A 14,124-nucleotide genomic window follows, 5' to 3' on the forward strand; every position below is an offset into this window, starting at 1 on the left:
AACAGATAAGCGATGTATATCTTGACATAGCTGAGGAGTGTCGCCCTCAACGCATCCGCTCCGGCATCAGGGGAACGGGGGAGTGGCAAGCCCGGTAAATCCGGTCGAGTCGGCCGTCGTGGTAGACGTAGAAACAACTGTATTGCGGCCGTTGAGATAAGTGATCGCGGCGGCGAGATCCGTGGCACCCCCGGCGTAGCCATTAAGATTGATCGTCCCGTTGTTGCGCTGACGTACCCGGATGTCACCAGCAGCCATGCTGCCGCCAAGCGAATGGGTGAAGGTGTTGGCGAGAGCACCGGTGCCGCCTATGTTCAGATCGACGGACGAACCATCTCCCGACGGCGACGCGATGCCTGACTGAACGAGAATGCCAGCAACTGCATTTCCGGCTCCATCTAGTTTGATGTCAATCGCGTTGCCGGTAATCTGGGCTAGGATGCTGCCGGCGCCGTCTTGGCCGGTCTGGACAAATATGGCGCGTTGCGTGCCCGCATAGTCGATCGTGTTATTTTTGATTCCCACCCGCATGGCGCCACCGCCAGCGTTGAACACCGATATGCCGTCCGCTATCAGCCCGTTGGCGACGGTGATGGTGTTGCTTTCAATTCGAGCATCAAAAGTAAAGCTGTTGTCGAACGCCGACCCGAGCAGGCTCACTGCGACGAAGTCGCCCGCGGCTGTACTGCTCAGCGTGTTGCCTGTGGCGACCAGGCTCACATCGCTGTTGTCGCCGGCGCTGACGGACAGCTGATCGTTGTTGCTGCTCGATGTGCTGTTGATGACGTTCAGGTTCATCGTTGCCGTATCGAAGGCGTCCGCCACGATACCGCCGCTGAAGTTGCCGCTCGAATTGGCCCCCGAGAAGTTGATCGTAGCGTTCGAGGTTCCACGGATGCCGAACAGATAGCCGCTGCCAAGCACGGCGCTGGTCGAGCTACCGCCTGAAATCGTCAGGGCGAGTGTGCCCGACTGTGTCTGCAAATTGAAGTTGTCGTCGCCGCTGCCAGTAATCGTGGTGTTGGTAACCGCGCTGGTGCCGAACATATTGTAGAAATGGATGCCGTCCTCGTCCGCCTCATTGCCGGCGTTCGATATACTGCTGTTGCTCAGCGTAAAGTTCGAAACGATATTGCCGTTGATGCCTTGCTCGGCCCCACCCGAAACGGCGATCCGGTCCAGCGTCACCGTAGAGACATTTTGAAGGTGGATGGCGGCGTTGGTCACGAGGTTGTCGCCGCTAGAAAGTCCCGAATTGTCGGCATCGAGATCAGCGGTGCCGGCATTGGTGAAGTTCATGTTCTTCAACGTGATGTTGCTCGCGTTGATGAAACTGGCGCCGCGCCCGGTTGTGTTCTGAACGGTGCCGCCCGAGCCGGCGGCAGTACCGACACCCGTCACCGTCAATGCACCCGAGCCCGTATTGTTCAGTACGATGCCGTTAGTACCACCATTGGCCGAAATGTTCTGGAAGGTCAGTCCCGAGCCGCCGATCGTCGTGTTGGCGACGTTGAGCGCGGTGCCGGTACCGGATGTTATCGTGTTGCCGGTGCCCATCACCGTCACCGTGCCGCCGGTGGTTGCTGCCGGACCCGCACCGGTGGCGTTGAAGCCGATGCCGCTGGTCGTGCTGATGACCAGGCCGCCATTGGTGAAGTTGACCGTCGCGCCGGCATTGTCCGTCAGGTTGACGGCTGTCGCGCTGCCCGACGTGATCGACTTGGAGGCACCAGAGAAAGTAATCGTGCCGGCGGTGTTGTCGTCCAGGAGGATGCCGGTCTGGCCGGCCACATTGTGGCTGATGTTGCCCGAGAGCGTGATATTGCCGGCGCCAGCGGCGCGGTCCTGGATATCGATTGCACGGCTGGTTCCGCTGGCGATGGTACCGGCATAGGCGAAAGCCGCCGTGCCGCCGGTGTTGGCGCCGCCCGCACCGTCGCCGATGCGGATCGTGGCACTGCCGCCGCCGACCAGCGCGCCACCGCCGAGGTTGACCGTTCCGCCGGTAACGGTGTCGAGGATTACGGCGCTGCCGCTGCCGGCGCTCGTGTTCGTGGAAGCGAAGGTCATGCCGCCGGCGCCGACAGCGACGGTGTCCATGTTAACCGCCGCGCCGCTGCCGGTCGAAATCGTGTTGCCGGACCCCGTGACGCTCACCGTGCCGCCGCCTGTGGCGCTGAAGCCGATGCCGCCTGTGGTGGTGATGGCAAGACCGCCATTGCTGAAGTTTATCGTCGCGCCCGTATTGGTCGCCAGCTCGACAGCGGTGTTGGTGCCGGTGGTCAATGTCTTGGTGGCACCGCTGAAGGTAAACGTGCCGCCCGTGTTGCCATGGACGAAGATGCCGTTGTCCAAGTCGCCGCTGGCGGTGAGATTACCGGCCAGAGTGATCGTGCCGCCGGTGACCCCGGAGATATCGACGATCTTGCCGGCCAGGGTTTTGCCGACCGTACCATTGTAGGTGACGTTTGAAGTGCCGCCATTGACAAGGAAACCGACACCGCTCGGATTGGTGATCGAGGTGCCGGTGCCGAAGCCGAACGTGCCGCCCGACCCGGTCGTGATATCGACGCCGGCATCGCCGCCGGCGAGCGTCGTCGTGCCGTTAAAATTGTAGGTGCCGTCGGCATTGTCGAATTGCAGGCCGGTGCCGTTGGTTGCCGACAGCGTGCCGGTCTGGAAGGTGATCGTTCCCGTGGTGTGGCCGGCGATGGCGATTAGCGCGGCATTGCCGGCCTGGGTGATGTTGCCGCTATAGGTGACGTTCGCCGCGCTTGCGTCGACGTTGAAGGCCGTGCTGTTCGGGGTAACGATCGAGGTGCTGGTGCCGAAGTTGAACGTGCCGCCCGAATTGTTGACGATATCGATGCCGGCGTCGCCGCCATTCAAGGTCGTCGTGCCGTTGAAATTGTAGGCGCCGTCGGCATTGTCGAATTGCAGGCCGGTGCCGTTGGTTGCCGACAGCGTGCCCGAGAAGGTCAGCGTGCCCGTATGGCCTGCTGAAACCGATACCAGAGCCGTGTTGCTCGCCTGGGTGATGCTGCCGCCATAGGTGGTGCTTACGGTGCCACCGCCGACGCTGAATGCCGTGCCACCGCCGCCGCTCAGCGCGCCGGTGCCGAGGCTGGCGGCGCCGGTGACATTGGTCAGGACGACACCGCCGCCGCCGGATGACGTCGAGTCGAGCGTGATGTCGAGGGTGGCATTGGTGAGATCGATCGCCTTGTAGCTGGTGGAATTCACCGTTTCGCTGCCGGCGGTGGCGATGATGTTGATCGTCCCGCCGGGGCCGGTAATGCCAGCGCCGGTGGTGGTGTCGATTGTCAGCCCGCCGTTGAAGCTGGTCGTGCCGCCGCCCTGGAACAGGCCAGCTCCGCTGGTCGTATCTATGTCGGCGAGCCCGCCGACGTTGAGCGTGCCGCTCTCCCAGCCGATGCCGCCGCCCGTCGAGGCCGTGTTGTTCACCGTCACCGTGTTGAAATTGAAGGTGCCAGTGGGATTGCCGGCGTTGGAACTGATGCCGGCGCCCGTCGTGCCGGTGACGGTGGTCGCGCCGGTGACCGTGAACGTGCCGGTGACGCCGTCGAAGATGATGCCGCTGGCGCCGCCGCTGGCGGTGACGCTGGCCACCGTCAAGTTTACGGTCAGCGGGTCGAGATTGAACGCTGCGCCGTTGGTGGTATCGACCGTGCCGTCGCTGCTGTTCAGCGTGAATGTAGTGGCGGGCGGGCCCTTGGTGTCGACGAGCACGCCGGTGCCGCCATTGTTGGCAACGGTGAAGGTGCCGAGATCGAGCGTACCACTGGTGCCCGTGAGGCTCAGGCCGTTCCCCTGGACGCGCGCACCAGTGGTGCCGATGTCGAGCGTGCCGGCGCTGACGAAGCCGCCGGCGCCGTCGGAATCGAAACGGACATTGGTGAAGGCGATGCCGCCGCCGGTGCCGCCGACGACCGTGTTGCCGGAGAAGGACCGGATAGCGATCGAGTTCTGCGTGTCGCTGATGTTCTGGCCGGCGAAGGACGCGGCCAGCGCGGATCCCGTCGATTGCAGCGAATTGCCATCGATCGAAAGCAGCAGCGTGTTGGACGCCGCGCCTGATGTGGAGAAGTCGAGCGCCCTGCCGCCGGCTGATATGTCGTTGTTGCGGAGGAAGAAACTCGACGCGGCCGACGCATCGACGGCAATACCGGCGCCGGTGCCGGTGTTGCGGAGGATGAGATTCTCAATGCCGCCGGTGATCGGGCCTGTACCACTGGTCGCCAGGGTGATCACCGAGCCGGCAGTGTTGCTCTGCAGGATCGGCCGCAGCGTGTCGATGCCGGCCGGTGCGGCGATGATCGGCGAATTCTGCACCGTGGTGAAATGGAATGCCGCCGACGCGCCGCTGCTGGTGTCGACACCGAGCTGCGAAACATCGATGGCCGCATCGTTTTGCCCGAAGGCGAGCAACACCTGCCCGTCATCGAGCTGGAACGACGTGCCGCTCAGGTTGATCGTTTCCTGGCTACCGGTGCCGTTCTTGTCGATCAGCACAATGACATTGGCCGTGGACGCCTGGGCGTTGGCATAGGTGCCTGGATTGAGGAAGCTGCCGTCGCCGCCGCCGGTGGCATCGGTGGTGACGTAGTAGACCTTGTACGCGGACAGGTTCGACGTGTCGCCGGTGAAGGTGACGTCGTTGAAATTGTAGTCGCCATTGGTCGGCAGGGTGTCGGTGGCGTGGATGACCTGGCCACCGGTGGTCGCGATCGTCGATTCGGCCAGGCCCGCGCCGTCGCCGAACACCAGCCTGGCGTTGGTGGCGCTGGAGAACTGGACGCCATAGCCGACATTGCCGATGGTCGAGGTCTGGCCCGCCGGATTGTTGTTGGCGGCGTCGCCGAGCTGGATCGTGCCGGTGCCGGTCGTGCCGGCCATGTCGATGCCGATCGTGCCGGCGAAGCTGCCGCCGTCGACGTCGAAATCGCCCGCCGTGATGGTGCTCGCGCCGAGCGAAGCGCCATTGAGATCGAGACCGATCGCGCTCGGGGCATTGAGGCCTATCTTCAGGCTATCGAAGTCCAACGTCGAGCCGAGCGTGCCCGAAATGTCGACGCCGCGCGAGGTGATGCCTTCCAGGTCGACCGCGCCGAGATCGAGCCCGCCGCCGCTGACATTGTTGAGCGAAACGCCGGTCGCCGCGTCATTGGCCGAAACCGAGCCGAAAGTGATGCCGCCCGCCCCGACGCTCGCGCCGTCGAGCTTGAGCGCGGTGCCTGTCGTGGTGGTGATGGTGTTGCCGGAGCCGCTGACGGTGACCGTGCCGGAGCCGGTGGTGCTGGCGATGAAGCCGGCGCCGCTGGTCGTGGTGATGACGAGACCGCCATTGGTGAAGGCCAGCGTGCCCTTGGTCTGAGGGTCCATTACGTATACAGGCGCTTTGACGATGGCATCGTTGGCGCCGGTGTCGAATTTCTTCGACGTGCCTGAGAAGGTGACTGTGCCGTTGGCGGAGCCGCCGATAGCGACACCTTTGCCGCCGCTGTGGTCGATGGTGCTCGAAATATCGTATATGCCATCGGCATGACCAAAGAAGTCGAAGGCTGTCGATGACGTGGTGGAATTGACTGACCCGCTCATGTTCAGACGGGTGCCGTCGCCGCTGGCGCTCAACACCGCGCCGGCACCGATCGTGATCGAACCGTTGTAGGTCAGCGTGGTAAAGGCCAGGTCATTGCCGCCGCCGAGGCTGAGGGCCGCAAGGGTGGTGTTTGTGATGCTGGCGCTGCCGTTGACGCCGACGTTTACGGTTCCGCCCTGCGAGCTCTGTTTGATGCCGAACTGGCCGCCATCGATGGTCAGGGCGGATCCCGCGACATTGGCGATGTTTATGGTGCCTACCTGAGGCCCACCAATGTCGAACCCGGTATAGCTGACGTCGAGATCGGTCGTGCCGGTGAAATTAACCTCGCCAGTGCCGCTCAGGCCGAACAGCGAGGCGCCTGTGTATCCGGTATCTCTCAGGCCGCCGATGTCGACGTCACCAGCGAGGACAGAGCCCCACAGGAAGACGCCGGCGCCATCGCTGTTGGATTTCGCCGAGATGCTGTCGAAGGTGACGCCATCGCTGCCCACATCGGCGGAGGATATGACCAACCCGTTGCCGTTTGAGGCGGCGATCGTGTTGCCGGCGCCGGACACGCTGACAGTGCCACCATAGCCGGCGACGAAGCCTGTCCCGTCCGTCGTCGTTATGGCCAGGCCGCCCTGGGTGAAGTTGATCGTGCCGTTCGTGTTGGGCGTCGGCGTACCTGCCGGAAAATTGCCCAAGAGGCCGAGATTGACGCCGTCCGTCGCGCCCGAGCTGATCTGCTTGGTCGTGCCGGAGAAGGTGACCGTCGCCGCCGTGCCGTTGTCGATGCCGGCAACGACGACATTACCGCCGGCGGAGGTATTCACGGCGTCGGTCAGATTGCCCGACAGCGTTACAGAACCGCCGGTCAGTTCCTGGATCGAGACCGCCGCGCCGGTGCCGTTGCTGACGATAGCGCCGGCGTAGGATATGTTCGCGTTGCCGCCGCTCGCATTGGTGGCCGAGCCGACATTGAAGGCCGTGCCCGAACCGGTGTTGGTCAGCGTGCCTGTGCCGAAATTGAACGTGCCGCCGAGGTTCTGCAGGTCGATGCCGCTGCCGGAACCGAACGTCGCGCTGGTCGAGGCGAAATTGATGTTGCCGGTGATGCCGTCGAGCGCCACCGCCTGGGCGTTGGTGGCATTGACCGTGCCCGTCAGGACGTTGATCGTGCCGCCGCCGGTGGCGCTGAACGCCGTGGCGCCATTCGTGGAAATGCCCACATCGGTGAAGTTGATGGTTGTGCCGAGATTGTTGGTGAGCGAGACGCCGTTGCCGCCAACGGTCACCTTGTCCGTGAAATTGATCAGATTGCCGCCGTGATTGGCGATCGAGATGCCGCCGCCGGTCAGCGTGCCGGCCGGCCCGCCATTGGGCAAGGTGCCGCGCGTCACGGTGATATTGCCGGCGCCGCCGTTGACGTCGAGCAGCGTGCCGCCGACGTTGACGTTGTTGTTGGTGATCGACAAGTTGGTGTCGAGGCCGGCGACCTTGAACGCCGTCTGGCCGGCGGCGACATTGCTGACCTTGACGCCTTCGATGACGATGCCGCCGGCATTGTTGAAGCTGCCGGCGCTCTGGTCGATGGTGAAGACCGAGCCGCTGCCGCCGGTGAAGTCGAAGTCGGTGTTGCGCACCTGATTGCTGCCGAGCAGATGCAGGGTATCGCTGCCCGTGCTCCTGACCACGCCTGCGTCGCCGGTGACGTCGCCGCCGGTGGCGCCGAGATTGCCCTGCACGTTCACCGGCTGGATGGTGCCGGTCGTGGTGATGGCGTTGCCGTTGCCGAAGCCGGTGATCGACTGGCCGGAATCGAGCGTGAACGGCGTGCCGCTGAGATCGACCGTGCCAACGAAGGCAAAGGTCTGCGTGCCGGCCAGGAGATCGGCATCGGCAACCGAGATGGTATTGACCGACGTGCTGAGCCCAAATGTGCCGGCGGCGATGACGCCGCCATTCTGCGACACCATGGTGGTCCCGCCGACGGCGCTGGCCAGATTGGCGTTGCCGGTGAAGGCAACGTCGTCGAAATCGTAATTGCCGGTCGCGGCGAGGCCCACCGTGTTGACGGTGAAATTGCCCGCCGCCGCGGTGATCGTGGAATTGCGGCCGTTGGCGTCGGCGAATTCGCCGTCGCCGAAGGTGAAGTTGGCATTGGCGCTGGTCGCCGTCGTCTGGCCGGACGACAGGTCGACGCCGATGCCGGCGCCGGAGATCGACGACCCGGTCAGGAAGGTGATGGTGCGGTTGCCTGTCGTCGAGGACAGGTCGATGCCGCGCGAGCTCGCATCGTCATTTCCGGTGATGGTCGTCAGGCCGAAACCGGCCGTCGTGGCCGAGCCGGCGAAGTCGATGGCCTTCTGGTTGGCGCCGGCGCCCAGGCCGCTGACGGTGGTCGTGCCGAAATTCACGTTGTTGTTGGTGCCGCTGAAATTGATGCCGGCCATGTTGGCGGCCGCGCCCATGGTCACATTGGTCGTGCCGAAGCTCACCTGGCCGGCATTGCCGGAAATGTCGATGCCGTTGCCGCCAGCGCCGGTGATCGTGACCGCGCCGAAGGCCGCGCTGGCGGTGCTGGTGACGCCCGCGATCGAAAGGCCGTCGCCGGTCGCGCCGGTGATCGACAGCGTGCCGCTGACCTCGAATGTCGAGCCGCTGCCAAGACTGGTGATCGACGCGCCACCGCCGCCGGTCGCCGTCAGCGGACCCGTGAAGCGGATCGCGGTGTCGGTGGGGGCGATCGTCTCCCCGATATCGAAGAGGCCGCCAGTGCCGGTCGAGGTGATGGAGCCGCCGAATGTGATCAGGCCGCCGGTGGTGCCGTCGATCCTGACGGCTTTCGCCGCGCTGCTCTGGCTGATCGTGCCGTCATAGGCGACGTCGGCCGACGAACTGCCGATAACGATCGCGCTGCCGCCGGTGTTGGCGATGGAGCTGGCCGCCCCGAAGGTCAGGCTTCCGCTCGAGCCGTTGAGGATCGCGATGCCGAGACCGCTGCCGCCTGATATGTCGAGATCGGCGAAATTGGCGGTGCCGTCGAAATTATTGACCAGCAGCGCGATGTTGCTGCCGCCGGCGATCGTGGTGGTGCCGGTGAAGTCGACCGTCGCGGATGTGTTGGCCAGCACGACGCCGTTCGGCACCGACCCCTGGATGGTCAGATCATTGACAGTGATCGCGCCCGACGCGCTGCCGAGGTAAAGCCCGATCACCCCGCCCAGGATCGTCACGCCGGTGCTGGTGAGACCGTTGATCGACGCCGTGCCGTCGATCGCCAGGAACGAGCTGTTGACGCTGAGGTTGGAGACGGTGTTGCCACTGGCGAGGTCGATCGTGTTGCCGGCGCCGTTGTTCAGCGTCGCGCCGCCGAAGCCCGTCGGATCGCTCATCGTCGCGCCCGTGACGACCTCGGCGCCGGTGACGTTGGCGGGCGGCCCGCCCAGGCTGATGGTGGCGCCGTTGGCGAAGGAGACCAGCGACTGGCCGCTGGCCAGCGTGAAACCGTCGGCATCGGTGTCGGTGGTCTGCACCGCCGCCGTCTTGACCAGCACGAAGGTCGTGTTGGCGTTGGTTGTCAGGTCGTCGGCGGCTGCGGCATCGATCAGGTTGGCGACGCTGGAACCGTCGCCGGTACCGGTGCTGGTCGAGCCGACGAAGACGACGTCGGCCGTGTCGAACAGTTGCGGTCCGACCAGGTGCGTGCCGTTGAGGGCATAGGTGCCGCTGCCGGCGAGCAGGCCGCGCATGTCGAGCGAGGCGATGACGCCTGATATCGACGCGCCGCCGGCCGCGCCGAACGAGAACGCCGTGTTGGCGGTGCTTCCGGCCAGGCCGTTGGTGCCCATCTGGACGCCGGTGTCGACACCGGTGATGACGCCGCCGCCGATGCTCACCGAGCCGCCATTGGTGCCCGACAGGTCGATGCCGATCGAGGAGCCGCCGGAACTGCCGCTGATGTCGAGCGTGGCGGCGGTGAAGGTCGAGGTGCTGCCCGAGAGGTCGAGCGCGGTGGAGCAATTGCACAGGCCGGTGATATCGATGTCGTCGAAGCTGATATTGCCGTTGGTGCCGACGACGTCGATGCCGCTATCGAACGGCTGGTCGATGGTGACGGCGCCGCTGAACGAAACGGCGCCGGTGTTGTTTTCCAGCCAGATGCCGTCTCCGGGATCGGACATGTTGACCGGGCCGCTAAAGGTGATCGTGCCGGCGCTGCCGGTGGCGAGGATGCCCTGGTTGTCGATATGGGTCAGGGTGACCGGCCCGCCGAAGGTGACCGCGCCGCCGGAATTCTGGAGGTCGATGCCGACGCCGGTGATGTCCGAGATGTCGACGGCTCCGAAAGTGAAATCGGCGGTGCTGTCGAAGATGCCGAGGCCGCCGAGAGAGGCGTTGCTGACCGTCGTTGCGCCGGAAATGGCGAAGTTTCCGGATACGCCGATGAGTATGGCGCCGAACAGGCCGCCGTCCTGCGTCAGGCTAGCTAGCGTGACGTCGAGATTGGCGCCGAACATGGCGACCCCGCCACCGCCGTTGCCAGAGATCGCGCCGCCCGTGGTGCTGAATGTGCCGGCCGCGGAGAGAACGTTGACGCCGAAGTCGAAATTGTCGGATGCGTTCAGTGTCTGGAACGCGTAATTTCCGTCGCCGGTGATGGACAGGCCGCTGCCGCCATTGCCCGAAAGCCCCGTCGTGCCGTTGAAGGCATAACTGCCGTCGCCGTCGATACGCAGGCCGTCGCCGACATTACCGGTCGAGGTCAGATTGTTGGCGCTGACATTGCTGGCGCCCTCGAACAGCAGCCCGTTCAGGCCGGCGCCGCTGACATTGACGCCGCCTATCGTCACGCCGGTGACGTTGTTGCCATGGATGCCGTTGCCGCCGGGATTGGCGTTCGAGAGGTTGAAGTCGAGCAGCGAGGTGTTGTTGGCCAGCGTGACCGTGTCCGCGCCGGCCGAACTGGTCAGCGTCGCCGCGCCGGCGGCGTCCGAGACGGCGCTGGCGTGCTCGACGTTGTCGCCCGTGACGTTGACCGGGATGCCGCCGAGCGAGAAGGTCCGCCCGTTGCCGAACGAGGCCAGCGTCTGCCCGGCGCTCAGCGAGAATCCATCGGCGTCGTCGATCGTGCCGCGATTGACCAGCACGAAGATCGCGGAGCCGTCGGTGTTGGCATCGGCTGTGGCGATCGAGGCGAGGTCGAGCAGCGAGGAGCCGGTGCCCGAGCCGGTCGCGGCGGCGCCGACGAAGATGACATTCTGCTGGTCGAACAGTTGCGGGCCGCTGAAGGTGGTCGAACCGAAGGCGTAGTGGCCGAGCGTCTGGTTGAGGCCGCGCGCGTCGAGCGAGGCGGTGATGCCTGATATCGAACCGCCGCCGAAGCTGAATTCGGCATTGGCCGAATTGGCGAGCGAGCCGGCCATGCCGAAGCGCACGCCGGTGTCGACGCCCGTGATCACACCGCCATCGGTAATGACGATCGTTGCCCCGCCCGAACTCGGCGAGGCGAGGTCGATGCCGATCGAGCCGGCCGCACTGGTGCCGGCGATGTTGAGCGACTGCGCGGTGAAGTTCGTATGGCTGCCGGAGAAGTCGAGGCCGGTGCCGACGCCGAGGCCGGAGATGACGATGTTGCCGGCCACAACCGCCGCGTTGACGCCGGCAAACGAGATGCCGTCGCCGGCGGGAGCGCTGATATCGATATCGCCGAAGCGGATCGCCGCCGGCGAATCGGAAATGGCGATCGCCGGCCCTGACGTGTTCGAAACGGTAGTGCTGCCGTTGACGGTGAAGCTGCCCGCCACCTGATCGAGCACGACGCCCGACGTGCCGCCGCTCTGAGTAATCGAATCCAGCACAACATGCGCGGTGATCGGATCGATGAAGACGCCGACGCCGCCATTGCCCGACACGGTGCCGCCGATAGTGGTGAAGCTGCCTGATGTCGAGGTGCCCTGAACGGTTATGCCGCGGTCGGCATTGTCCTTCGCGTTGAGCGTCGCGAATGTGTAGGTGCCATGGCCGCTGGCATCGAGCCCGTCGTCACCATTGCCCTGCAGCAGCGTCGTGCCGGCGAAATTGTAGGTGCCGTCGCCTTCGATGTGCAGGCCGTCGAGGCCGTTGCCGGTTGCAGTGAAATTGGAACCGGTGATGCCGGTCGAGGTGCCGGTGAAGGCGGCGCCGTTGCCGCCGCCGCCTGTCACCGTGACATTGGTCAGCGTGGCGCCGGTGATGTTGTTGCCGAAGATACCGTCGGCGCCGCCGGTGATGGTGATGCCGTTCAGCGTGTCGCCGTTGCCGAGCGTGATCACGTTGTTGGCGACGTTGGTGCCTTGGATGGTGCCGTCGCTGCCGCCCAGATTGAAGGTGCCGGTGCCACCGCCGAACAGCTTCGCGGTGACGCTTTGGCCGCCGCCGATGACGGTCTGGCCGTCTGCGAGCGTCGTGCCGGTGGTGGTGATGTTGCCGTTGCCGCCCAGCGCCACCACGAAACCGCCCGCGCCTGCCTTGGTCACCGCGTCATCCAGCGTCGTCGGATCGGCCAGCGTGCCGGCGCCGGCCAGGCCGCCATCGGCGTAGTAGAACTTGCCGAAGGCGGCATTGGTGGCGGCGTTGATGGCGACGCGGGTCGTCGAGCCGCCGGGCAGATCCTGGCTCTGAATCCTGACGCCGATGTCGCCGCGCACCCGCTCGTTGACGCGCTTGCGCAGGCCTTCGCTGACCGGATAGACCGGCTCCGGCCCGCTGTCCGCGCCGCCTTGGCCGGGATTGAACGGGATGCTCAGGCGCACGCTGCCGGCGAACTGGGTGTCGTCGCGATTGTCGTTGCGCACCTCGCCGGTGAAGGTCAGCGCCGTTCCGGTGCCGAAGACATCGCCGATCTCATATTCGATGCCGGCCTTGACCCCGGTGACGCCGCGGTCATCGCCATGCGGATCCTCGAAATGATAGCCGCCTATGTCGAGCCGCAGCGAATGCTTGTCGGGAAGGTTGAGCGGCACCCGCGCGCCGACCTCGCCCTCGATGCCCCAGGCCGCGTAGTCGCGATGGTCGAGCACCGAGATCTGCTCGATCAACTGGTTCGAGACCATCGACAGGGTCGAGGATACCGAATGGTCCGTCGTGTCGCCCTTGATCGGCACGAAGACGTTCACATGCGCGTCGAAATGCGGGGTGATGGCCTCGGCCCCGAGCGTGGCTGACGTGAACTGGTTGGAGTTGTAGTTCTCGACATTGAGATAGGCGTAGCCGCCGAGCATCAGGTCGGGATTGACGATGCGGCGAATGCCCAGGCCGACGTCCTGGCCGAACGCGTCCTTGAAATCGTGCTTGGCCCTGACGTCCAGGAACAGCACCGATTCGGCGGTCTGCTTGATCGGGATGAAGCCTTCGAGCGCGGCGTTGCCGCCATTGTTGTCGGCGCCGACGATAGCGCGTATCTGCGGCTGCCAGAGGGCGTCCTCGCCATAGGCGGCCACGCCTGACAACGCCAGCGCCAGCGTCGAAAGCGCCGTCGTCTTCCAGAGATGCCTTGCAAAGCGCGAACGACCATAGGCCACAGGCACGCGGAAATCCTCCCCGCGCGCTGCCATGCCCCCAACCTGCCGAGACGTCTCGGTAGTTCCCATCCCTGGCCGCCCTTTGGGGACTGCTCGCCCCGCACCAATTCTTGCGCGAATTCTATTGTATGGCGAGTCCCCAACGTCGTGACTGCTGTTGTTGCGCCGTAAAGTTCTTACCTGTGACAATACCGCAACAGTAATTTTGCCGGCTCTCCTCGCCGGGGCGCGGCTTCCGGAACAGTCAGGAGTATTGTATCAAGCCGCCGGCAGGAAAATACCTGTCGTTTCGAGAAAAATGCGGGGCATGAAAGAACATGGCAGCCATTTTAGCGCGTGCTAATCTGTTAAATCTGACCGCGACACTGGGCGCCCTGGGGCTGATCGCATCGGTCGCCGCGCCGGCTCTTGCGGAGGACGCCAAGCCGGCGCAGCCCCCGCCCGCTCAATCTAAGCCGGCCGACGCCAATCCATGGGCAGTGAACTGTTCAAGCGGCGCGGCGAACAGCGAGCTCCAGTGCCAGGTTTCGCAGAATCTGACCGAAGCCAAGACCGGACAGCGCGTGCTGACCGTGACCGTGCGCCGCGACAACGGCAATGGCTCCCTCGCCATGCTGCTCGCTTTGCCGCACGGGCTGTTCCTGCCCTCCGGCGCCAGCTACCAGATCGATCAGGGCCAGAAGACGACGATCGCCATCCAGACCAGCGACCAGAACGGCGCCTATGCCGCCACGCCGCTGCCTCCGGAGCTGATCAAGGCGATGAAATCGGGAACCAATCTCAACATCGGCATGGAATCGGTGACCCGCAAGCCGGTCACCATCCCGGTTTCGCTGGCCGGCTTCACCGCCGCCCTCGCCAAGCTGGAATCGATCAAGTAGCGGGCTCGCCGCGCTCCCCTGCCTCCGTCGCCGGGCAATGCTCCAGGCCACGACAAGTTCCATCTTGTGGCGGAGA

At 64.8% G+C, this 14,124-nt stretch carries 2 protein-coding genes; one reads left to right on the forward strand and one right to left on the reverse strand.

The features are described 5' to 3' along the window. Window positions 1-66 precede the first annotated feature (66 nt). Window positions 67-13,200, reverse strand: a complete 13,134-nt coding sequence (locus FJ964_RS11890) for an S-layer family protein (RefSeq protein WP_140550574.1) — start codon at window positions 13,198-13,200, stop codon at window positions 67-69. A 284-nt stretch (window positions 13,201-13,484) separates the two neighbouring features. On the opposite strand from FJ964_RS11890, the gene FJ964_RS11895 reads away from it, so the two are divergent. Beyond that, window positions 13,485-14,048: an invasion associated locus B family protein gene (locus tag FJ964_RS11895; protein WP_140550575.1), complete on the forward strand. Its 564-nt coding sequence runs from the start codon at window positions 13,485-13,487 to the stop codon at window positions 14,046-14,048. Window positions 14,049-14,124 lie beyond the last annotated feature (76 nt).

It is taken from the genome of Mesorhizobium sp. B2-3-2 (assembly GCF_006442295.1).
Taxonomy (GTDB): domain Bacteria; phylum Pseudomonadota; class Alphaproteobacteria; order Rhizobiales; family Rhizobiaceae; genus Mesorhizobium.

Bases quoted from the DNA above. Each gene is read 5' to 3' on its own strand.
- FJ964_RS11890 (WP_140550574.1), bottom strand. From the start codon at position 13,200: ATGGCAGCGCGCGGGGAGGATTTCCGCGTGCCTGTGGCCTATGGTCGT.
- FJ964_RS11895 (WP_140550575.1), top strand. From the start codon at position 13,485: ATGGCAGCCATTTTAGCGCGTGCTAATCTGTTAAATCTGACCGCGACA.